The 23,299-nt window shown below is 36.0% G+C and carries 20 protein-coding genes and 1 tRNA gene; 7 read left to right on the forward strand and 14 right to left on the reverse strand.

Translation table 11 applies throughout. From position 1 onward, the window contains the following. Positions 1 to 27 precede the first annotated feature (27 nt). The 4 genes from ACFQZ1_RS07400 to ACFQZ1_RS07415 all read left to right on the forward strand — a co-directional run bounded on the left by ACFQZ1_RS07400 (position 28) and on the right by ACFQZ1_RS07415 (position 5,412). Positions 28 to 1,143, forward strand: a complete 1,116-nt coding sequence (locus ACFQZ1_RS07400) for a CdaR family transcriptional regulator (protein ID WP_377881465.1) — start codon at positions 28 to 30, stop codon at positions 1,141 to 1,143. Between the two features lie 122 nt (positions 1,144 to 1,265). After that, positions 1,266 to 2,678, forward strand: coding sequence for a glycolate oxidase subunit GlcD (gene glcD, locus ACFQZ1_RS07405; RefSeq protein ID WP_377881466.1), 1,413 nt, complete (start codon positions 1,266 to 1,268; stop codon positions 2,676 to 2,678). Continuing rightward, positions 2,675 to 4,006, forward strand: a complete 1,332-nt coding sequence (locus ACFQZ1_RS07410) for a (Fe-S)-binding protein (protein WP_377881467.1) — start codon at positions 2,675 to 2,677, stop codon at positions 4,004 to 4,006. The genes glcD and ACFQZ1_RS07410 overlap by 4 nt, the downstream gene beginning before the upstream one ends. A 452-nt stretch (positions 4,007 to 4,458) precedes the next feature. Then, positions 4,459 to 5,412 carry a CAP domain-containing protein gene (locus ACFQZ1_RS07415; protein ID WP_377881468.1) on the forward strand — a complete coding sequence of 318 codons (954 nt, stop codon included), beginning with the start codon at positions 4,459 to 4,461 and terminating at the stop codon, positions 5,410 to 5,412. A gap of 49 nt (positions 5,413 to 5,461) precedes the next feature. Here the strand turns inward: ACFQZ1_RS07415 and ACFQZ1_RS07420 are convergent, their stop codons facing one another. The 9 genes from ACFQZ1_RS07420 to ACFQZ1_RS07460 form a co-directional block, all read right to left on the reverse strand. Further along, positions 5,462 to 6,382: an RluA family pseudouridine synthase gene (locus ACFQZ1_RS07420; protein WP_377881469.1), complete on the reverse strand. Its 921-nt coding sequence runs from the start codon at positions 6,380 to 6,382 to the stop codon at positions 5,462 to 5,464. Between the two features lie 165 nt (positions 6,383 to 6,547). After that, positions 6,548 to 6,964 (reverse strand): histidinol dehydrogenase, encoded by a 417-nt coding sequence (locus ACFQZ1_RS07425; RefSeq protein ID WP_377881470.1) that lies wholly within the window; start codon positions 6,962 to 6,964, stop codon positions 6,548 to 6,550. A 108-nt stretch (positions 6,965 to 7,072) separates the two neighbouring features. Next, the gene (locus ACFQZ1_RS07430) at positions 7,073 to 9,268 is read right to left on the reverse strand and encodes an MMPL family transporter (RefSeq protein ID WP_377881471.1); all 2,196 of its coding nucleotides are present in this window, start codon (positions 9,266 to 9,268) and stop codon (positions 7,073 to 7,075) included. 208 nt (positions 9,269 to 9,476) lie between these two features. Beyond that, the gene (locus tag ACFQZ1_RS07435) at positions 9,477 to 10,529 is read right to left on the reverse strand and encodes a polyamine ABC transporter substrate-binding protein (protein ID WP_377881472.1); all 1,053 of its coding nucleotides are present in this window, start codon (positions 10,527 to 10,529) and stop codon (positions 9,477 to 9,479) included. 44 nt (positions 10,530 to 10,573) lie between these two features. After that, positions 10,574 to 11,374, reverse strand: coding sequence for an ABC transporter permease (locus tag ACFQZ1_RS07440; RefSeq protein ID WP_377881473.1), 801 nt, complete (start codon positions 11,372 to 11,374; stop codon positions 10,574 to 10,576). Between the two features lie 6 nt (positions 11,375 to 11,380). Next, positions 11,381 to 12,226, reverse strand: a complete 846-nt coding sequence (locus ACFQZ1_RS07445; protein ID WP_377881475.1) for an ABC transporter permease — start codon at positions 12,224 to 12,226, stop codon at positions 11,381 to 11,383. Next, complete coding sequence (locus ACFQZ1_RS07450) at positions 12,223 to 13,206, reverse strand: ABC transporter ATP-binding protein (protein WP_377881477.1); 984 nt, start codon at positions 13,204 to 13,206, stop codon at positions 12,223 to 12,225. The genes ACFQZ1_RS07445 and ACFQZ1_RS07450 overlap by 4 nt, the downstream gene beginning before the upstream one ends. Before the next feature lie 222 nt (positions 13,207 to 13,428). Then, a complete protein-coding gene (locus tag ACFQZ1_RS07455; RefSeq protein ID WP_377881478.1) occupies positions 13,429 to 14,796 on the reverse strand; it encodes an aldehyde dehydrogenase in 1,368 nt (455 codons plus the stop codon). A gap of 313 nt (positions 14,797 to 15,109) precedes the next feature. Next, on the reverse strand, positions 15,110 to 17,500 hold the full coding sequence (locus ACFQZ1_RS07460; RefSeq protein ID WP_377881479.1) for an immune inhibitor A domain-containing protein: 2,391 nt from the start codon (positions 17,498 to 17,500) through the stop codon (positions 15,110 to 15,112). Between the two features lie 357 nt (positions 17,501 to 17,857). Here ACFQZ1_RS07460 and ACFQZ1_RS07465 point away from each other — a divergent pair, with 357 nt between their 5' ends. After that, on the forward strand, positions 17,858 to 17,989 hold the full coding sequence (locus ACFQZ1_RS07465; RefSeq protein WP_377881480.1) for an anti-repressor SinI family protein: 132 nt from the start codon (positions 17,858 to 17,860) through the stop codon (positions 17,987 to 17,989). An 84-nt stretch (positions 17,990 to 18,073) separates the two neighbouring features. Continuing rightward, positions 18,074 to 18,397, forward strand: a complete 324-nt coding sequence (locus ACFQZ1_RS07470) for a helix-turn-helix domain-containing protein (RefSeq protein WP_377881481.1) — start codon at positions 18,074 to 18,076, stop codon at positions 18,395 to 18,397. Positions 18,398 to 18,486: 89 nt separating this feature from the next. Here the strand turns inward: ACFQZ1_RS07470 and ACFQZ1_RS07475 are convergent, their stop codons facing one another. The 5 genes from ACFQZ1_RS07475 to ACFQZ1_RS07495 all read right to left on the reverse strand — a co-directional run bounded on the left by ACFQZ1_RS07475 (position 18,487) and on the right by ACFQZ1_RS07495 (position 22,785). Beyond that, positions 18,487 to 19,086 carry a TasA family protein gene (locus tag ACFQZ1_RS07475; protein WP_377881483.1) on the reverse strand — a complete coding sequence of 200 codons (600 nt, stop codon included), beginning with the start codon at positions 19,084 to 19,086 and terminating at the stop codon, positions 18,487 to 18,489. A 406-nt stretch (positions 19,087 to 19,492) separates the two neighbouring features. Next, complete coding sequence (locus tag ACFQZ1_RS07480; RefSeq protein WP_377881484.1) at positions 19,493 to 20,224, reverse strand: DUF4047 domain-containing protein; 732 nt, start codon at positions 20,222 to 20,224, stop codon at positions 19,493 to 19,495. 203 nt (positions 20,225 to 20,427) lie between these two features. After that, positions 20,428 to 21,003 (reverse strand): signal peptidase I SipW, encoded by a 576-nt coding sequence (gene sipW / locus ACFQZ1_RS07485; protein ID WP_377881485.1) that lies wholly within the window; start codon positions 21,001 to 21,003, stop codon positions 20,428 to 20,430. 145 nt (positions 21,004 to 21,148) lie between these two features. Next, positions 21,149 to 22,384, reverse strand: a complete 1,236-nt coding sequence (locus ACFQZ1_RS07490) for a D-alanyl-D-alanine carboxypeptidase family protein (RefSeq protein ID WP_377881486.1) — start codon at positions 22,382 to 22,384, stop codon at positions 21,149 to 21,151. A gap of 155 nt (positions 22,385 to 22,539) precedes the next feature. Continuing rightward, on the reverse strand, positions 22,540 to 22,785 hold the full coding sequence (locus ACFQZ1_RS07495; RefSeq protein WP_377881487.1) for a hypothetical protein: 246 nt from the start codon (positions 22,783 to 22,785) through the stop codon (positions 22,540 to 22,542). A 202-nt stretch (positions 22,786 to 22,987) separates the two neighbouring features. Here ACFQZ1_RS07495 and ACFQZ1_RS07500 point away from each other — a divergent pair. Beyond that, positions 22,988 to 23,060: transfer RNA gene (locus ACFQZ1_RS07500), tRNA-Val, on the forward strand. Positions 23,061 to 23,299 lie beyond the last annotated feature (239 nt).

The raw sequence follows: 23,299 nt of genomic DNA on the forward strand, positions 1-23,299 counted from the left end.
AATATAAATATAGTGGGTGTTAAAGTTATGCTATTCCCCGATTTAGCAAATAAAATTGTTCGCGAAGTACGAAGACTCATTACCGAAAATATTATTATTATTGACATAAACGGAACAATTATCGCAAGTACAGACCAAGCGAGACTTGGAAGCTTTCACGAAGGAGCTCTTCGTTGTGCTGAACAAAAAAGGACAGTAATTATTACAAACGAAGATGAAAAGTGTCTATGCGGCGTAAAAGCGGGCATCAATCTTCCTCTCCTCTTTCACGATGAAGTGATTGGTGTAATTGGTATTACAGGAGAACCAGAAAACATTTCTCAATACGGAGAAATATTACGGAAAATGACTGAACTATTAATTCACGAAAACTATTTTCTAGAACAGCTAGAACTTGAACAACGCTCATACGAGGCATTCGTATTTGATTGGCTTCAAGGTAACGATTGGTCTCCTAGCTTCTTAGACCGTGCAAAAACTCTTGGAATTGACTTACAAAAAAAGAAACAACTCATTTTATTTTCATATAATCAAGATGATACGATGCTCCAGCGGAAAATTTGGCAACATATACGCAATCTGTTACCAAAGCAAGACTTGTTTGTACGCTGGGGCAACGACCGGTTTATTTTATTTCAGTCGTTTGAAACAAAAAAAGAAACGTTTCAATTTTTAAAACGACTAAAATATGAGTGCGAAGCATTATTTCCTATTATACTAAGCATCGGTATTGGACAAGCAGTTGCACCAAATGAAATGCACCTCTCTTATGAACAGGCACTCCGAGCACTTACTGTTTCTCAAAAAACGACAGGTATTATTTTTAATGAAGATTTGCGTTTAGAAATGTGCCTTCAAGATATTACTTCCTATACGCGTGAAGAATTTTTGCAGCGCACAATTCATAAACTTCATACAGAAACAGAATTGATTCAAACATTACGTTTATTTATTGAAAACAATCAATCGTATAAACAAACAGCGGAAATCCTTCACATTCATATTAATACATTGCATTATCGCCTAAAGAAAATTGAAGAATACACCAAATTAGATCCAAAACAATTAAAGGATTTAGTCGTTTTATATTTCGCTCTACTCTTATTGGATAATCAACCAAAAAAAGAAGGGAAAATAGGATAATATTTGTTTGTTTACACATAGCGGGAGCCCCCGCTTTTTTTTATCATTAAAATATGAAAAACACTGTGACAAAGTTTGTATTCAGAAAAACTTTGCATAACAGTTTGAGGGGGATTTTCAGTATGTTAACACAACAAGTTGTTGATGCACTCGTATCTATTGTTGGTAAAGAAAATGTAGATACATCTAACATGGGACGTTTAACGTATAGTTACGATGCGACTCCAAACTTTCAAGCAATGCCAGATGCGGTTGTCGCACCTCGTAATACACAAGAAGTAGCAAAAGTTTTAAAAGTATGCAACGAACATAAGATTCCTGTATATGTACGCGGCTCTGGAACGAACCTTTGCGCAGGAACTTGTCCGCTAGAAGGTGGAATCGTCCTTATTTTCCGCCATATGAATCGTATTTTAGAAATTGATGAAGAAAACTTAACAATTACGGTGCAAGCTGGTGTCATTACATTAGATATTATTAACGCTGCCGAGGAAAAAGGATTATTTTATCCGCCCGATCCAAGTTCGATGAAAATTTCAACAATTGGTGGAAACATTAATGAAAATTCTGGTGGTTTACGCGGATTAAAATACGGAGTAACGCGTGATTATGTTATGGGACTGGAAATCGTTCTACCAAATGGTGATATGATTCGTACAGGTGGAAAATTAGCAAAAGATGTAGCTGGCTATGATTTAACACGTTTATTTATTGGATCTGAAGGAACACTTGGCGTCGTAACAGAAGCAATTTTAAAACTTGTTCCAATGCCAGAAACGAAAAAAACAATGCTAGCTTTATATCAAGATATTAATGAAGCTGCACGTGCTGTTTCTGCAATTATTGCAAATAAAATTATTCCAGCAACATTAGAGTTTTTAGATCAACCGACAATTGAAGTCGTAGAAGAATTTGCTCAAATCGGCTTACCAACGGATGTAAAAGCAGTTCTGCTCATTGAACAAGATGGTTCTCCGGAAGTGGTAAACCGTGATATTGAAAAAATGGCAAACATTTGCCGTTCTCTTCATGCTGTTGATGTTCGCGTTGCAAAAGATGAAACAGAAGCAGATGCGCTTCGCACAGCACGCCGCAGTGCGCTATCTGCATTAGCACGATTAAAACCAACAACAATTTTAGAAGATGCGACAGTGCCTCGTTCACAAATTGCACCGATGGTAGAAGCAATTAATGAAATTGCAAAAAAATATAACATTCCAATTTGTACATTTGGCCATGCTGGCGATGGTAACCTCCACCCTACTTGCATGACAGATGCTCGTAATAAAGAAGAAATGCACCGTGCCGAACAAGCCTTTGCGGAGATCTTCGCAAAAGCGATTGAACTTGGCGGCACCATTACAGGTGAACATGGCGTTGGGGCGATGAAAGCTCCTTATTTAGAGCTAAAACTTGGTAAAGAAGGCATTGCTGCAATGAAAGCTATTAAGCAAGCATTTGATCCAAACAATATTATGAATCCTGGTAAAATGTTTGCAAAAGACTCTCGTAAAAGAGTGGTGGCTCAGCAATGACTACATTAAATACAAAACAAATTCAAAAAGAATTTAAAGAACGTTTAAATGAAGATGAACTGCTGAACTGTATGCGCTGCGGCTTTTGTTTACCAACATGTCCAACCTATATTCAATCTGGGTTTCAAGAGTCACACTCTCCGCGCGGGCGCATTGCGCTAATGAAAGCAGTCGTTGATGGCTTAATTGAACCAGATGAAGACATAGAAAACACGCTAAATGTTTGTCTTGGCTGCCGCGCTTGTGAACCCGTTTGTCCATCGGGCGTTAATTATGGGCATTTATTAGAAGAAGCGCGTGATATTATAAATCAAAACAAAACATTCTCTATACCAGTCAAAGCTGTTCGTAAAATTGTCTTTAAAGGGTTATTCCCTCATCAAAATCGTATGCGGACATTAACAGGACTAATTGGGTTTTATCAGCGTTCCGGCTTACAAACATTCACACATAAAACAGGGATTATGAAGTTATTCCCTGAAACATTAGCAACAATGGATCTCGTTCTTCCCAAAGTACCGAAAATGAAAGAAATGAAAAATCGGCCTGAATTTTTATCAGCAAAAGCAGTAAAGAAAAAACGTGTTGCTTTCTTTACTGGCTGCTTAATGGATACAATGTTCTTAGAAACAAATAATGCGACGATGAAGCTATTGCAAATTGCTGGTTGTGATGTTGTTATACCAAAAGATCAAAATTGCTGCGGTGCTCTGCACGGCCATGCTGGTGAAAAGAGCGGTGCAAAAGAGCTTGCGAAGAAAAACATTCAAGCATTTGAAGACTTAAAAATTGATTATATTATTACAAACGCTGGTGGCTGCGGTGCCTATTTAGTTGATTACGACTATTTATTAAAAGATGATTCAGAATGGGCAGACCGTGCAAAACAATTTGTTGGGAAAATTAAAGATATTTCTGCTATATTAGTAGAATTAGATTTTCATAAACGCATCGACTTACGTCTGCCACCGCAAGTCATTACGTATCAAGATTCTTGTCATTTACGAAACGTGATGCGTACATCTTCTGAACCTCGCAAGCTATTACAAGCGATTCAAGGCGTAACTTATAAAGAAATGAAAGACGCTGATCGTTGCTGTGGTTCAGCTGGTATTTATAATATAGTACATTCTGAACTATCAATGGAGTTTTTAGACTACAAAATGAAACGAGTTCATGAAACCGAAGCAACAACAATTGTAACAGCAAATCCTGGCTGTTTATTGCAAATGAAACTTGGTATTGAACGTGTTGGTCTCTCCCATAAAATGCAAGGAGTTCATATTGTAGACTTATTACTTGAAGCAGTAACACAAAAAGAACAATAATTTTAAACGAAAAACGGGCGTACCTTTCTCTATTAAAGATACGCCCGTCTTTTTTATAGTCTACAACATTAAAAGTATGTTACTGTATCGTAAAAAAGAACGACAAAAAGATTACAATTATGTAAAAAATCATCCATAATATTCCTCGTTACTCCTCTATAAATGCTGATGTTATCCCTTTTCTCTTCCTCTCCACCGGAAGTTATATCCAATTTCCCTTTTATTTCTCCTCATAAAAAATACTGTCTATTCCTTATAACATCTAGTATTTCGGCATTTGTTCTTTCTCTAAAATCTAGGATAAAAAAGGAAATCTTGCAATCTATGAATTTTTTTCCAACTTTTTTTCGACAAAATCTGTGCTACGATGAGTGTGTCAGTCAGACAGGCCGACAAAAATAAGATCTGTGTGATAACAGTTTCATAAACTTTTACATAGGGGGACAATCATAATGAAAAAACGTGTTTTACTATCTGTAGCAGCAGCAACTGCTCTTACATTTGGATTAGGGACAAATGGTGCGAAAGCAGAAACAGTGCAACCATCACAAATTAAAGTTCAAAATATTTCGCAATCTCCATTTTTCATGCAGCATATGAATCAACAAGACTTCCAATCTTTCATAACATCTCTTTTAAACTCATATGCAAAATGGAATCCAGGTGCTTTCCAACCAGGTAACTGTGTAATTCCTGGACAACCAACTAACATAACTGTTACAACTCCTTGGGGAGATGTTGTAATTACAAATCCAATTAATAACAATGAAACAAATACACCTGCTGATAACAACCAAACTAATACACCTGCTGATAAACCAGCTGATAAGCCTGCTGATAAACCGGCTGATAACAACCAAGCTAATAAGCCTGCTGATAAACCAGCTGATAAGCCTGCTGATAAGCCTGCTAATAAGCCTGCTGATAAACCAGCTGATAACAACCAAGCAACTAAACCTGCTGATAAACCAGCTGATAAGCCTGCTAATAAGCCTGCTGATAAACCAGCTGAAGACTCAAAAGGTTCATTAAGCGCATTTGAGCAAAAAGTTGTTGATTTAACAAATGCTGAACGTGCAAAACAAGGTTTACCAGCATTAAAAGTAGACGCTGAGTTAAGCAAAATGGCACGTACTAAATCAGAAGATATGCAAAAAAATCATTACTTCGACCACACTAGCCCAACATACGGTTCTCCGTTTGATATGATGAAACAGTTTGGTATTTCATACAGATCTGCTGGTGAAAATATTGCACAAGGACAACAAACTCCAGAAGAAGTTGTACAAGCTTGGATGAATAGTGCAGGTCACCGCGCAAACATTTTAAATAGCGGATACACACATATCGGTGTTGGTTACGTAGAAAACGGTAACTACTGGACACAAGAATTTATTTCTAAGTAAGCACTCCGGCAAATAGCAAAATAAATAGAGCCTTCTAAAAAGGCTCTATTTATTTTGTATACATATAAGAATGTAATATATGAGAAAAATCATGAGGAAGAGGTATATCTACGTCAATTTGATGTTTTGTAATCGGATGTAACATTGTAATATGAGCAGCATGCAATGCTTGACGAGAAAGTAGGTTTGTTTTACCGCCATACAATACATCACCGACCAATGGATGACCAAGATAACTCATATGAACACGTATTTGATGTGTTCTTCCCGTTTCTAATTGAACTTTCACGAGTGTTATATTACTTTCCTTCGAATATTGCACGACCTCATAATGAGTTACAGCACGATCACCTTTTGGAGAAACACGGCGCCTCGATGCATGATGACGATCTCGTCCAATTGGAGCATCGATTGTGCCCCGCTTCTTTTGAATTTTCCCTTCAACAAGTGCCATATATGTTCTCTTAATTTTTCGTTCCATCAATAATCGATCCATAATTACACCAGCTAATGCGTGCTTTGCAAAAACGACTCCGCCTGTTGTATCCTTATCTAACCGGTGAATGTGACGTACTTTCGTTTCAATTCCTTGCATTTGTAAATGGAATGCTACATAGTTTGCTAATGTTCCTGTCCCGCCTTTATTTGCAGGATGTGTATCTACTTGAATTGGTTTATTAACAATTAATACATGGTCATCTTCATATATGACTTCTATATCGTAAAACTCTGGTTCCACGCCATACTCTTCTTGCACGAACATATGAACTTGCAATTTATCTCCTTCTTGCAGCTGTTCACTCCATCGTTTTCCTTCCCCATTAACAAGAATGCTTTTTTCCATACGATAGTGATGTAATAATTTTTTCGGAACCTGCCATTCTTCTTTCAAAATAGAATCAACCGTTCGTCCCTTCCATGCAGAAGGAACCGTAATTTCACACCATTCTCCCATTTTCTTTACTTTCACACAATCACCTAATTTCTATTAATTATCTTATTGTAACGGAAAATCCCATCTCATGCATAGTTAAAAAGACAGTTCAACAATGAATGAACTGTCCGTTAGAGCCCGATTGGTGAGAGCTAATAATCAGTGGGGGATGAAGAAAACCCCACTGATTAAAGTTTCACTTTACGCATGAAGTTTTTTTATTTCCAGCAACATTTCTTCAGCTTTTCTTTCATATGATAAGTCCTTAAAAAATTCCGCTAGCCTCTTGTAATCATTATAAGCATCTAATAATTGATCTATCGTTTTATGATTACATTTTTTCAGCGGTGTTTTCAATTTAACAGGGTAGCGATATTCTCCTACATCATGAATTTTATAATACTCCTCCTCTACTTGAATAACCTTCACAAGCTCATCTTCTTCTGCATCGAGTGTGTACCCATCAAACTCTCGCAAAAGTTCATAAATAATATGTGTCCATTCATCCTTTGGATAAAAACCTTTTTCTAACCGATAGCCGACAATGCGATACATATGTCCATCGTTTTCTGCAAATTGTACAGTATCATTCAATTTAAATTTAAAATAACGAAACATTGTCTTCACCCACTCTTATATGTAATCTCCTTATCTCATACTATTCGCTAAAAGGGTGGAAGGCTATTCATAGAAATAGCTCTCACCATATAAGATGAGAGCTATTTCTCAATGCATTTCTTTCTGTTTCTTCTTCGTAAATGGGAGCCACCAGTTCCACTCACCAAACATTTTCATTAAACTTGGTACAAGAATTAATCGAATAATTGTTGCATCAAGGAATATAGCTAGCGCAACGCCAATCCCCATTTGTTTCACTGGTAAAATATCAGTGAAAGCAAATGCACCTGTAACAACAATCATAATTAACGCAGCTGATGTAATAATTCGGCTCGTTGACACTAATCCTTCTAATGTTGCATAATCATTATCTCTTGTTTCCTCGTATAATTCATGAATACGTGAAATAAGAAATACTTCATAGTCCATACTTAATCCAAATACTAACCCGAAAATAAAGATAGGTAATACAAATAATACTGAGCTTTGTTCTAATCCAAAATGGCCTCCTTCAAAGAGCCAAATGATAATTCCAATGGTCGCACTTAAACTAAGCACATTCATCACAATTGCTTTAATCGGAATAAGTAAAGAACGAAATGCTAGCAATAAAATTAGAAATGTTGAAGTGAAAATAACAGACATACCAATAACTACTTTATTTTTTATCTCATCTTCTAGTTCTTGTTGAAATGTTGTCATTCCGCCTAAATAATACGTTATCCCTTCCGTTTTATAATTTCCTTTAAAATCTCGCACCCATTGCTTTGCTTTTTCTGTTCTTGGCTTTGTATCTAAAATAATTCCAATGGTCGTCTTATTATCTTTCACATACGCATCTAATACCGGTTCTACTTGTGCACGATTTGGCGATTGCAGCATTGCTGACAGTTGTTCTGCAGACATATTTCCAAGCTGCTCGTATAGACTTTTCACTTCATATACATCTTTATCATTCTTTAATTTCTGTACAACCTTTTGCAACACTTGTAAATTTTCTTTTTCTGTTACATTTCCTTTTGTCTCAACAACAAGTGTCACATCTGCATGAGTTTTTACCATTTTATTAAACGCGTCTTCATAACGTTCATAGGCAATGCGCGCTTCACTTTTCTTAGGTAATGCTTCTACACCAGGGAACTGTAAATCTGCACCACGAAGCGGTAATAAACAAATAATAATAAATGTAAATACAGCAACTGTCATCACAATCGGATACTTCATTACAAACTGTGCAAATTTACGCCACATAGGTGCTGTACGATGAACATTTTGGTTCTTTCCTATTAAACGTTTTCCCATTAATGCTAACAACGCTGGAAGCAACGTTAAAGAAAATAAAATACTCATTACTACAACAATCATCCCGCTAATTGCGACAGATTGAATATAATCGATTTTGAAAAAGAACAAACCAGATAAACCGACAAATACGCATAACCCTGAAAAAATAATGGCGCGTCCTGCCGTTTGATATGTAACGATAATTGCTTCTTTCACAGAACGATGCACAAGCTCTTCTCGAAAACGATTCACAAATAAAAGGGCAAAATCAATAGATAAAGCAAGCCCAATCATCGGTGCCACGTTTAACACAAAAATAGAAAGTTCCTTTTGTTCTCCAACAAAATATAAAATCCCCATCGTACTAATAACACTTAGCGCTCCGTTTAAAATAGGCAAAATAGACGCAAACAAACTACCAAAAGAAAGCAATAACACAAGAAAAGCGATCGGCAAACCAATCATCTCTGCTACTTTCAAATCATGTTGTGTTCTTGCATTTATTTCATCATTAATGATTGGATATCCAGTTGGAGACACTTTTACTTCCCCGTTACTTTCTTTTTGAATCTCCTTTGCAAAAGCTAATGTTTTTTCTTTCTGCTCTTTATTTGTTTTCCCGGAAAATAAAATGGTTGCATAAGCAATATCATCCTGTAACATTGCTTTATTTTCTATAGGATGATGAAAAGAATTATATGTTTCTTCATTTTGAATTTTTTTTACAATCTCATCTATTCTCTCTGTAAATCTTTGCTGAGACACACCTTTTTCTTTTTGAAAGACGAGCAGGAGCGTATCTTGTGACTGTTTAAAGTCTTTCTCTAATATCCCTTTTGTCGTTAGATAATCGCCTTTCGTTTGAAATCCATCTCCGCCTAATATTCCCGGAAGCTTCGGTGCAAATATGCCAAGTGTTATAGCTAGCAGTACTAATAGAGCAATCGTTGTATAGCGAAATCGATATAAGAACGCTCCAACCTTTCCCCATGCATCTACTTTATGTATAGTTGTTTTCACCCATTATCACCTATCCCTCTTCTCCATTCTATGTCTTAGTGTATCATATTCATTCTCTGGCTCGTAAAGTGAAACTTCCATTAGTGGAGGTTTTCTTCATCCCCCGCCTAGCTTCTTCGATTCTCTCTCAATCTTGGGGCGGGGGCTTACTGCCCACGAATAGCGGGATAAAAAAAAACGCGATTTCATCTAAGAAATCGCGTTTTTTTTACTTTCCTTTTCCTGTCTTTAGTTCTGTCCAGTAACGATCATAATCTTTTAATTTCCCATCCACATCAACAAGCCATTCTGTACGATTTAATTCTTCTGGTGTTAAGAAAATCATGTGATTTTCTTGGTATTCTTTACTATGAAGAGGACGAGCTTTTTCATTTGGATTACTATATCCAATGGATTCATAGTTTTTCACACTGACTTTTGGATCCATTAAGTAGTTAATAAACTTCTCTGCAAGCTCTTTATGTTTTGCGCCCTTTGGAATCGCTAATGTATCTGCCCAGATTGTTCCGCCTTCTTTTGGAACTACGTAATCAACATCTTTATTCTCTTTTGCAATGAATGCTGCATCTCCAGACCATACTGTACCAATCCATGCTTCTTCCGTAATGAAATTTTGCTTAATATTATCTGTATCAAACGCTAATACATTTGGTAATAATTTTTGAATATCCGTGAAAGCTGTTTTTAATTCAGCATCATTTTGCGTACTATTTGAAAATCCATTTTTCTTAAGTCCCATACCAAGCACTTCACGAGAATCATTTAATAACGCTACGTGACCTTTATATTTTTCATTCCAAAGATCACTCCAACTTGTTGGCGTTTCTTTCACATATTTTTTATTATAAGCAATCCCTGTTACGCCCCATGTATAAACGATAGAATATTTATTTTCCGGATCAAACGGAGGCGTTTTAAAGTTCGAAACAAGATTTTCTACATTCGGAATGTTCTTTTTATCTAACGGCTCCAACAAATTCATGTTTACCATTGTTTTTACCATATAATCAGACGGTTGAATTAAATCATACTGTGCACCGCCTGCTTGTAATTTCGCAAGCATTTCCTCATTACTTGCATACTTATCATAGTTCACTTTAACGTTATATTTCTTTTCAAAGTCTTTAATAACTTGCTCATCAAAGTTATCAGCCCAGCTGTAAATATTTAATTCCTCTTTCTTTTCGCCGCATCCTGCTAACACTCCAGCAGTAATTCCAAAAGTAAGTACTGTACTTGCAGCTACTTTCATCCATTTCATTTGCATTCCCTCCCTAATTTGAGCTTAATAAATGCCCCCATCTATTATAACGGCAGATGGCCTCCTGAATTTTCTTCTCCATCCGTACCCTTATTACGGAACACTTCAGAAGCAATCATTAATCCGACAATCACAACAATCAAAATTGTAGAAAGTGCATTGATTTCTGGCGTTACACCATGTTTTACCATACTGTAAATATACAGCGGTAATGTTGTTGATCCTGGTCCTGATACGAAGAAGCTAATAACGAAATCATCAATAGATAATGTAAATGTCAATAATGCCGCTGAAATAATAGCTGGTGCAAGTCCTGGTAGTGTCACATATCGAAACGTTTGCCACGGGGTCGCACCTAAATCATTTGCCGCTTCTTCTAAATCACGTCCCATACCAGAAAGTCGTGCTGATAAAATAATAACAACAAATGAAATACTAAATGTAATATGAGCAATAATAATTGTCATTTGTCCAAGTTCAATACCAAGCTGACTAAACAAAATGAGAAGTGATAATCCCATTAAAATATCTGGAATTAAAATTGGTAAATATACAAGTCCGTTAATTGCACCTTCAAAACGATATTTATAACGATGCAGAGCAATTGCAAACAACACACCAAGCAGCGTGGAAACAATTGTCGTAACAACAGCAATTGTTAAACTGTTTACAAACGCATCCAGTACATCCTGTTTTTGAAATAAATCTGTATACCAATGAAGTGTAAAACCTTGCCACTCCGCATTAATACGCGAGTCATTAAACGAATACACCATGAGTACCATCATTGGTAAATAAAGAAACAATAAAATCAGCCATGAATAGGTGACTAAAAACTTTTTCATATTCGTTTATTCCCCTCCGTTTCCATAGTTATATACTTTCGTAGCACGATAATATAAATAAATTAAGAGAACGGAGAATAACACAACAATGATAGACAATGCTGATCCAAACGGCCAATCACGTGCACCTAAAAACTGATTTTGAATAACGTTTCCGATTAATGCAACTTTCGAACCACCCATAATATCGGATACAACAAACATACCAATAGATGACACAAATACTAAAATAGAACCCGTCGCTATCCCTGACATCGTCATTGGAATCGTTACATGCCAAAACGCTTTAAGCGGTGTAGCTCCTAAGTCATATGCAGCTTCTAATTTTCTCTTATCAAGCTGTGCAATTGCTGCATATACAGGTAAAATCATAAACGGTAATAGCGAATATACCATTCCTAAAATAACAGATGGCATATTATATAGTAAATTTAAAGGTTCACTAATAAAGCCTAATTTCATCAATACAGTATTGACAAGTCCTTGTGAACGCAAAATAATAATCCAAGCATACGAACGTATTAAAAAGTTAATCCAAAACGGAATCGTTGCAAGAAGTAGTAAAATAGAACGCCATTTACGATCAACAATTGTTATCGTATAGGCAAATGGATACCCAATCAATAAACAAAGTACTGTTGTAATAACCGCAATTTTCACTGTTTGCCATAACGTCTCTATGTAGAGCGAATCAAACACACGTCTAATATTCTCTAACGTAAAGCTCATCTCAACTGTCCCATACGTCCCGCGCTGTAAAAATGCAAAAGCTAATACAAACAAAAGCGGAACTAAGAAGAAGATAAACAACCAAGTAAATGTAGGTAACGCAAGTAATTTCCCTTTTTTCAATTTAAGGTCACCTCATCCTCTTGCTCCCAGCCTACATATACATTATCACCAATGTTCCACTGCATTGCTTCTTCTGCACCTTGATATGCCATCCATAGTTCTGCCGTCTTCTCATCGCGAATATATAATTTCTCCATATTTCCAACAAATTCAATATCTTCAATATGACCAAAGTGGTACCCAGGGGCAGCTTGTTCTTCCACTGAACGTACTTTCACATTTTCTGGACGTACCGATACATAAGTTTCCCCTGTTTGAATAATATTATTTTCTCCAATAAACTTTGCAACGAACAACGTTTTTGGTTTGTGATAAATTTCTTTTGGTGTTCCAATTTGTTCAATATGACCTTTGTTCATAACTACGATGCGATCGCTCATGCTCATCGCTTCTTCTTGATCATGCGTCACATAAATAAATGTAATACCAAGATTACGTTGCAAATTTTTCAATTCACGTTGCAAGTCTTTTCGCAGTTTAAAGTCTAACGCTCCTAACGGCTCATCCAATAATAAAACACGAGGATTATTTACAATTGCACGCGCAATCGCCACACGCTGCTGTTGTCCTCCAGAAAGTTTAGCTGGCTTACGATTACGGAATTCTGTTAACTGTGTTAAACGCATCGCTTCCTCAGCACGCTCTTGTTGTTCAGCTTCAGCAACTTTTTGCATCTTCAGCCCAAAACGAATATTTTTCTCAACAGTCATATGTGGGAATAACGCATAATGCTGGAATACTAAATTCATATGACGTTTATAAGGAGGCAAATCGTTAATCTTTTCTTCATCAAGTGCAATCGTACCTTTTGTTGGTTTCTCAAAACCAGCAATCATACGAAGTAACGTTGTTTTCCCACAACCGCTCGGACCAAGAATTGTTACAAACTCTCCTTCTTTAATATCTAAAGAAAGCGGCGGAATAATAACTTGATCCCCAAAATATTTTTCTACTGCTTCGACTTTAATAATATTTTTCATTTCCTCATCCTATCTATCTCATATTTTTTATATGAATTTAAACAAAAATTATGTTTTATACCACATGAACGAGCGGTAAAAGTTTGAATAATTACGAAGGCTTACATTTATGTAATATATTTGATTCAGTTCCATTTTATATGATACACACCTCGAATAGAAAAACCCCTTCAATATGAAGGGGCCTTATCATACACCTACGCTAACTAATAAATACCATCACTATTTTAACAATTTTCGAATGAATTTTAAAGCACTTTTTGTAGAAGAATAGCGCAATTTCATATCAAATACTGTGGATTGAGATAAAATACTTTTATAGTGTGAAAAGGTTTGAAAGCTGTACTCTCCGTGATAACTACCCAATCCACTTTGACCAACCCCGCCAAACGGTAAATATGGAGTCGCTAAATGATACACAACATCATTGATACAGCCGCCGCCATAGGAAATGGATTGCGTCACTTGCTTCTGTACATCTCGGTCTTCAGCAAAAACATATAGTGCTAACGGCTTCGGATGACGTTGAATAGTTGCAATAACATCTTCTATATGCTCATATTCTAGCAATGGTAAAATCGGCCCAAAAATCTCATCTTCCATTACTTTATGATTCCATGTCACATCTGTAAGCACTGTAGGTTCAATAAGTAGTTTATCATTATCGTAATTACCGCCTATTACAGCCTTTCCATCTTCTAAAAACGAACACAATCTTTCAAAATGACGCTCACTTACAATACGAACATATTTTTCATTTTGCAACGGCTGCTCTCCGTATTGTTCACGCAAAGCCTTTCTCATTTCTTCTATAAACTGTTCTTTAACAGAGGAATGAACATATACATAATCCGGTGCAACACACGTTTGTCCTGCATTTAAAAATTTTCCCCATACAAGCCGTCGTGCTGTAACATCAAGCTTCGCATCTTCATGTACAATACAAGGGCTCTTACCGCCAAGTTCAAGTGTAAGAGGTGTCAATTGCTTTGCTGCTGCCTCCATAACAATTTTCCCAACTCCGACACTCCCGGTAAAGAAAATATAATCAAACGGCTCCTTTAATAAAGCTGTACTCGTCTCAGCACCACCCTCTACCACAGTAACAAGCTCCGCTGGGAATAGTTCCGTTAACATTTTCGTAAGAAGCTTAGAAACATTCGGCGTTAACTCTGAAGGTTTTAATACAACTGTGTTTCCAGCTGCAAGTGCTCCAATTAACGGGGCAAGTGCTAGTTGAAATGGATAATTCCACGGGGCAATCACTAATGTTACACCATATGGTTCAGGAATCATTTTCCCCTTCGACCCAATATGAGTCATGGCCGTTTTCACTCGTTTTGGTTTACTCCATTTAGAAAGGTTCTTTATCGTAAAAGAAATTTCTTTTAATGTATACCCAACCTCTGTTGTATACGATTCATGCTCTGATTTATTTAAATCCAGCTTTAATGCTTGGAAAATTTCAGGCTCATAGCGCTGAATACTTGCATATAGCGCTTGCAATTGTTTCTTTCTCTCATCGATTTCTCTTGTTTTCCCGCTATAAAAGTGCGTTTTTTGTCGTTCTATAATCGATGCAATCTCCATAAATATTCACCTCTCTATTTCATCATACACCATAATAGATTCTTGTTTCTTCCTATTTAAAATAAAACTTCTATGAGTGATTTTTGCATTCTCGACTAATGCAAAGCTCGCATCAATCAAGCGCATGCTAGTAGTTATCCCCCACCTATCTTCTTCGCTTCTCTCTCAATCTTGAGGTGGGGGTCATACTGCCCACGAATAGCGGGATAAAACGATATGTAGGATTTAATTATATATTACTTTACAAATGACTTGAAACATATTTGCCCATGAAAAAAGCTGTTGAAAGGAAGTCCTTTCAACAGCTTCTCCATTATTTACGGTATACGCGAATTGCACCTGCAGAATGATCGTCTGCTTGTCCAACTACTTCAAACTTCAGTCCAAGCTGCGGCACTTTACGTCCTGCATCTGGAATTGCGTCGTTCATATACGCTTTAGAGTCATCAAACTTCGTTACACCTGGTAATCCTTTGTAATCAAATGTGCCGCGTAATGGAGATACAACTTTCCAAGCCGGTGTTTGATCAAATGAGAACGCAGCATCTGCAATTTGGTATCGTGTGCTATTCTCAACAGATGGTTTACCGTTTAATGTTCCCCAAATTGCTTCTGGGTGAGAGTCAACAACACCAAGGAATCCTTCACCTGGGTGAACACCAACCCAATTATCTGTAAAGCTAGAGTCTGCATACCATACAACAAGACCTGTATTGTACACTGGTCCGCGGCCATATTGTAATGCCTCATCTGCACCAGCATAGTTTCTCCACTCTAAATAGTAGTTATGTTTCTTTTTCTCAACACCGTTTGATACAGTGAAGCCGTTTAATTTAAATTGCGGTGTACCTTCTGCATCATCAGAGAACACAACTTTGCCATCTACAGTTAATGTAGCATTATCAAGAGTAAAGCCGTTTGGAGCTAAACCACCATCTGTAATATATTCGAATACTAATTTAACTTTTTTACCTTTAAATTGGCTTAAATCGTATGATTTATCTACCCATTTACCGTCAGTTGTATCCATGCCGCCTTTAACATTTTCGTCACCGATTGTGTCAACTAACGTTTTTGCCCCATCTTCTGCTACTGCATGTACTTTAAGGAAATCATAACCAGCTTCGATTTCATACAATGATTTAAAATCAAATTTTGCATTTGTTGCATTTGTTAAATCAAATACTGGCGTTTCTAATGTTGTATGAAGATCATCGCCTTTTGTACTATAGTAGTATTTTTGGCCAAATGCAGGCTGAATACCTTTTACATCTTTATCTGGTAAATTTACACGAATCAGGCCAGGACGAGCTGATTTCGTTACACTTTGATCTAAGAATGTTGCAAAACCAATCCCTTTATTTAACTTATCATAATCTACTTCAACGATATTTGCCCAGTTACCGCCAATGTTCTTTTGAAAGAACTCTTTGTTTTGCGGAGAGAAGCTTGTTGGTGCTGTACCTGCAATGTTACCTGCCCAACTGCCGCCACTCATAATAGACCAAGCTTGAATCGGCTCACCTGCTCCAGTATATTGTGTATCATACTCATCAGGAAGACCTAAATCATGACCATATTCATGTGCGAATACACCAACTGCTCCGTCTTCCGGCTCAATTGTGTAATCGAATGCTGCCATCTTACCGCCCCAGTTATTAACTTTTGCTTTTGTACCATCAATTGGATATACTTTTCCAAGGTTCCAGCGATGTGACCAAATTGCGTCGTCACCTAACTTGCCACCACCTGCTTCTTGACCGACTCCAGCATGAATAATCATTAAGTGATCAATCAAACCATCTGGCTCATTTTGATTTCCGTCTCCATTTAAATCGTATTGATCGAATTGATCAAATTGAGATAGGTCAATACCGCTATCTACAGCTGCTTTTAATGCATCTTTTACAAGATCGCGAGGTCCTTTTGGTCCTTTATTATCATGACCGCCAGTTGCAGCATCTGCCCCATAATCTGCCGCCTTACCTGGAACTGTTAACCATTTCGTTACTGTTCCATCTACTGTATAGCTACCGCCTGATTGCTCTTCATAGTACTTCTTAAATGTTTCAATTTTTGAACCATCGAATAATGTAAACGGTTCATCACCAAATAACATTTTTTGATAATGTTCCTGATTAAAATCATTTGAATACATATAACCAGGTTCTTGATCAATGTTGTTATGCTTAAAGTCAGCATATTCTACAAGTAATACAAGAACTTTATCTTTGCGAACAGGTCCATTATATTCTTTTTGCTTCGCTGGAGTAGTTGGTACTTTGCCGTTTAGTCCCGTTTTACCAACAGCTTGTCCAGCTACCGGACCGCCGACATGTTCATTTGCTTTTTCTTTCGTGTCAGCCTTTGCATCTTTTACTTTTTTCAGAAAATCAGAAGCTTCTGTTGTAACGCTATCCCCTGCCGCTGGTTCTTTTCCAGCATTTTCACCTTTTTTCTTCTCTACGTATTTATCAACAGCTTTTAATGTGTCTTCTTTCGACGTAGAGTCACTAATTACACCACGTTTCTTTAATGCATCAGCCAATCTGTCTTCTGGAATTAAATGATCATCGATTGGACTAGAAGTTACTACATTAGATGGTGTAGCCGCATAAGCAGATTGGCTTCCAAACCCAAACGTGCAACTAAGCACAGCTGTCGCCGCAAGCGTAGACAGCACCTTAAAAGGCTTTTTTTTCATCCCTATTTCCTCCCTAAAATCAAATATGTACCAATATTTTGATAATATTAAAAATTCGGTCAATTTACAATATATTGTCTTATTTTGTAATATTTTTGAAAAAATCTGTAGTTCAATATAAACTTATATACCAATTTACCTATATATTTTCAGAAAATATTGATAAATATTGATAAACCTATTAAAATCTCTATATAGAATTACAAAATCTTAGCTATATTTTAAATAATTTTCAAATTATACATAAATTTTACATTTTCTTAACAGATTTATAGCTTTTAATATTATAATGGTATTTATGTAACTATTTATTTCTATATCTTTATATAAATAGGAAGTGTTAAGGGGGAATCGTGTTTGCAAATAAATGAGAACGAAATACTAGATCAAGAGTGGATCGATTTACTGGTGGAAGCTTTAGACATGAATATTTCTATCCAGGAAATCGTGAATTTTTTGAAACATGCAAACCAAGGATCACAGAATTAATCCTCACTGTTCTTTTTAAAGAAAAATGTGTTATAATAAATTACATCTTAAGTCGACAACATACAGTAAGAAAGGTGCGTTAACATGATTGGAGAACGTATAAAACGACTGCGACTACAAAGAGGTATTTCGTTAACAGAACTTGCTGAAAAAGCAGGCGTTGCAAAGTCATACATTAGCTCGATCGAACGGAACTTACAAAAAAATCCTTCCATTCAATTCCTTGAAAAAATCTCAAACGTTTTGCATGTTCCTGTTGATGTACTCCTTCATGACGAGCCAACAGAAGAATATGCAATGGACTCAGAATGGATGAATCTCGTTAAAGAAGCCATGCATTCTGGTGTTTCAAAAGAACAGTTCCGTGAATTTTTAGAGTTCAATAAGTGGAAGCAAAAACAAAAATAATATATTGTGAACAGAGTGTTCTCTATGGAGACACTCTTTTTTATTTACATAACAAAAGCGGGGAATTTCCCCCGCTTTTATTATATTTCTTATTTTTCTTCGCCTGCAGTTTGTGAAGCGTTGAATGTCCATTCTAAATTCAATTTGTCGCCTTGGAAGATATTTTGATCTTGTCCATTATCTTCGAAAACAAATTGCACCCATAAGTAATCTTCTGAGCCAGCTTTTAAGCCGCCTTCTTCAGTCCATTCAGGAGCAAATACATCTTTTGCAACTACATCAGGTGCATCTACTTTGTTCTTTAAATCAGCCAATGTTGTTTCATAAATTGGCTGACTTTCTTTATCCCAATTCCAGAAAAACTTAACTTTGATATGGTTTCCGAAATCTTCAGTACCGTTATCACTCTTTGCATCTGCTACTTTATAATCTGTTTTTAATTTTACATCCTTAATATCAAGTGTACCTTTATTAATTAGCTTAAACTCTCTCAATACTGTATCACCAGGCTTTAAGTTATCAACTTTAACAATTTGCTTTGGGCTAACTGAAAGATCTAACGTACCTGCTGCAAATGTATTATTTGATACCTCTTTATCGCTAAAGAATGCAAATGTTCCTCCACCAATTAAAGATAACCCTAATGCTGCTGATGCTACTCCCATACCTAACTTTTTCTTAAGACCCATTCTAATTTCCCCCAATTTTCTTTTTATAGTTAGCTCTTATGTAGATAAGAGGTGTAACTGATAGAATAATTGTTTTGTTGCGACATAAACGTTGTAAATATGATCCCTCTTTATCTCTATGTATGTTCTTTAATAAGCAACCTACGCAACCCTACGTTCATTATAAAGAACTTACGGTAATGAAATAAAATGCCAAAAACTTTTAAATTTTCTAATTTTTTCCGACTTTATTCTGTTTTCCTTTCCTTTTCGTCATCTTTCTTACAAATTCTCTTTTTTTCATACAGACATAATATTTCCAAGCAAAAAGATAAGGCACATCTTATCTTTTCTCTTTATCATCGTTTCGTTTGCTTTTGGCATACAAATACCCCACAAATAGACACCATTGTGACTCAAAATTACATTACTGATTTGTTTCCGGCAGAGTTGGTGCTTCCGGTTTTACTTCTTCTTTACTTTTTTCAGATTGTGGAGATGTTGGGTTAACTTGATTCAGCTGTTGCTCTTGCTGAGAAGAGGTTTCAGGTTGTGCAGGTGGTTGTTTCTGTTTTTCATTTGCTTGTTTCTGTTTTTCGTTTTCTTGTTTCGTTTTTTCTTCATTGATTTGTTTTTCTAATGCTTGAATCTTCTCATCGGCTTTTTGTAAAATCGCTTGCTTGTCCACATCACTGCGAATACTTTGAATTGTTGTAAACCCAGCTTGTACATATTTGAATTCAGCTTGTGTGGATTCCTTGTTTTCAGTTTGTATCTCTTCTGCCACTTTGTTGTAGTACGATTCAACCTCTGTATAAATGGTTCCTAGCGCTGCTATCTCTGTCTTAATTACTTCGCGGTTCTGTTTCCATGTAGCAAGCTTACTTTCTAACTCTGTAACAGTTGCATGTGAGTTTGTTCCACTACTTATTACATTGTAATGATTAAAGGCAGCTTCCCTATGTTGTCTTGCTTCTTCTGTTAACTTTTCAATTGTTTTCGGGAAAACTGTTGCGGCAGATAGAGTTGCATCTACTGTTTGTTGATTTGAAAAAGATGCTTCCGTATACGTTACTACTTGAGATCCCATATAAAAGGCTATAGAACATACACACGGCAATATGAGCATATTTCTTACTTTTTTTGTTGGTTTTTTCATAGTCACATCCCCCATTACGGGCATTTAAGTTCTTTATAAAAAACTTTATAATTCCAATTGAAAGAAAAGATATTACATACATCCAAGTTCCATATGTATTTGTTAACCCTCGATAGTCGAAGCGTATAACCATTTTATCCCGCATATTGATCATGCTTCCATCAGTGGGGGATGAAGAGCACCCCACTGATGGAAGTTTCACTTTATACAGAATGCTCGACATCAGAAGACTTCTTTTTCTTTTCGGAGTCTACGCTGCGTATCACTCCAAAAATAGTAACCATAGAATAACCTAACAATAAGACACCTGGAATAACTAGTAACAATGCTGCCCCCGCTTTAGAATTTGCATAGTTTAATAGATATCCAACATATGGAACTGTTATATCTGCATATTTTCCAACTACATTTTCAGCAAGAACAGGCTGTAAGTCAGGACCGTTATTGTTGTCCCCTTTTGTTTCGTAGGATACTTGCCCATTTGTATTTTTCACATCAATAATGCGGTGAGTAATAAGCTTATTATCTTTTTCTTTAAACGTGATGACATCGCCTTTTTTATATTTTGAACCGTCCTTTGTTGGTTCAATTGCGATAATAGATCCTGTTAAAAACGTAGGTTCCATTGACCCTGATAGTACTGTCTTAAATTGATATCCCATTACTGTTGGTTCGCCGCCACTTGCCTTTGCTGAAATCACAACAAATGCTAAGCAAACCATGATAGCAAACAAAACAAACGAAATGATATTACTCAGAATTTTCCAAATTAATTTCATGTGTCTCGTTCCTTTCCTTAGTCTCTATGTAAGCAAAAGTTGAACATACTTAAATTAAACGTTCGTTCAAAAGAACTTATAATTATCTTATAATGAACAACAAGGGACCGCAATAAAAAAATAGGCAAAATTTATTTGCCTATTTTTACTGCGACAATGCTCGCTTTTTTTTACGCTTCCACAGAAATACTCCAATACCAATGATAGTAAGAATACCTGCACCAATTCCAGCCATTCGTACATATGAAGGAGTTGAAGTTACTATTTCAATCTCATTTTTCTTCTCAAATGCAACATCTTCTTTTGAAAGAACCTTTATACTCTCTAATGTTTCATTATTCTTTTTAATATCTACCGTTCCAACAACATCACCGCGGTGAAGACCTGTTTTATATACTTTTTCTTTATCAATAGGATTTTCCTTAAAAACAGCTTGTACATTTTTGGCTTCACCTTGCTTTAATACAAGATCCACGCTTCGTTCTAACTCACCGTTTACTGACTTATTCAAGTAAGGCATTTCCTTTGTCCAATTGTTTTTATCAAGTACTTGTTGTTTTGCAAATTGCGGAAAAGCATAATCAGCAATTTGTTTCATATCTTCGTAAATTTCTGGCTTTTGTGAAGCCATTACAACATTAATAATACGATTTCCATCTCTTTCATTTATTTCTACAAGCGTATTACGAGCTTCATTTGTAAAACCTGTTTTCCCGCCAATACAATATGGATTTTCAAAATATCTTCCTTTATTAAAAATAGAAGCTGTTTGTCTTGACGTTGTAACAGTTGTTCGTTTCGTATTCATTGCCTTTATAATTTCCGGATACTTCATCACACCTCTTGTAATCATTGCCATATCATAAGGTGTTGTATAATGATTGGGATCATGAAGACCGTTTGGCGTAACAAAGTGACTATCCTTTGCACCCAGTTGCAGTGCCTTCTCGTTCATCATCTTCGCAAAATTTTCCGGACTTCCTGCAATATGCTCTGCAATCGCATATGCCATATCATTCGCACTCAGCACCATCAAAATCATAAGGGCATTATCCCGATCTACTGTCTCTCCTGGTTGAAATTCAATTTGATAATTACTTTTTTCTTCTTCAAGAGCTTTTGGAGAAAATGCAATTTGCTCTCCTGGCTTCGTATGCTCCATCAATAAAATACTTGTCAATACCTTTGTTACACTAGCTGGATAAGCATGCTGATGCGCGTTTTTATCATACAAAACATCCCCTGTCTTCGCATCAATAGAAACTGCATATTGTCCAAACACATTTGGTACAGGTGGAGTTTCTGCATAAAATTTAGCAGGGGCAATAAAAAATAAACCGCTTGCAATAATTAATACCAAAATTTTCTTAAAATTTCCCATACAACTCTCCTTTTCCCTCTCCCTTTATATGTACAAATAGATTATTAGATATAAATATAACAATAAAATAATATATGTTTTTTACTCACTATCTTTTACTATATCATAATTTTACAAAAAAATACAGAAAAAAACGACATAAAAAGAAGGAGGCACTATTCCTCCTCATCTGTCTTATCTGCCTTATCTTTCGCATCTTTTAATAACTCCATAAACTTATTACTAGCTTCCTCTTCTGTTGTCTCCTCCGTTATCCCTATAAATGACCAGTTCTTGGACTCTACCCATTTCATAAACTCATCTGAAAATTCCTCATGAGTTATATCTACATCAAGAATTGCTCCATTAATAGCAATTGTTCTATATCTTGGTACATACATTTTAAAAGTTTTTCTTCGCATACATACCCCTTCATTTATATATTTTTATACAAAATATTATTTGTTCGTTTATATAATATATTAATAGAATAGTAAAAAATCAACACTCATTACGCCCTAAAAAAGTCTAAAAATTTAAAATAAATATATATTCTACTTGATTTTACTATAAGACTATTTTACAATTAATTGCATATCAGTTTATACTACATATAAGTTTCCTGATCCCGTAGCTCAGCAGGGAGAGCGCCACCTTGACAGGGTGGAGGTCGCTGGTTCGAACCCAGTCGGGATCATACTGAAACCCCTTGATATTCAAGGGGTTTTTATTTTGTATTTCTCAATTCTAAGGCCACCAAAAAACCTCTAGTCACAAATTAGTCATCCTATCATAAATGATGAGTAAAAATAAATTCACGATTTCTCTATTGCAACTGCCTGTACAACTTTATTTGAATTTTAATAGGATATTATGAAAGATTTATATTTTTATAGGAGTTAACGTAGTTTGCAAAAAGAAAGAGGAAAGTTGTAA

The sequence above is a fragment of the Bacillus sp. CGMCC 1.60114 genome, assembly GCF_042676365.1.
Taxonomy (GTDB): domain Bacteria; phylum Bacillota; class Bacilli; order Bacillales; family Bacillaceae_G; genus Bacillus_A; species Bacillus_A rhizoplanae_A.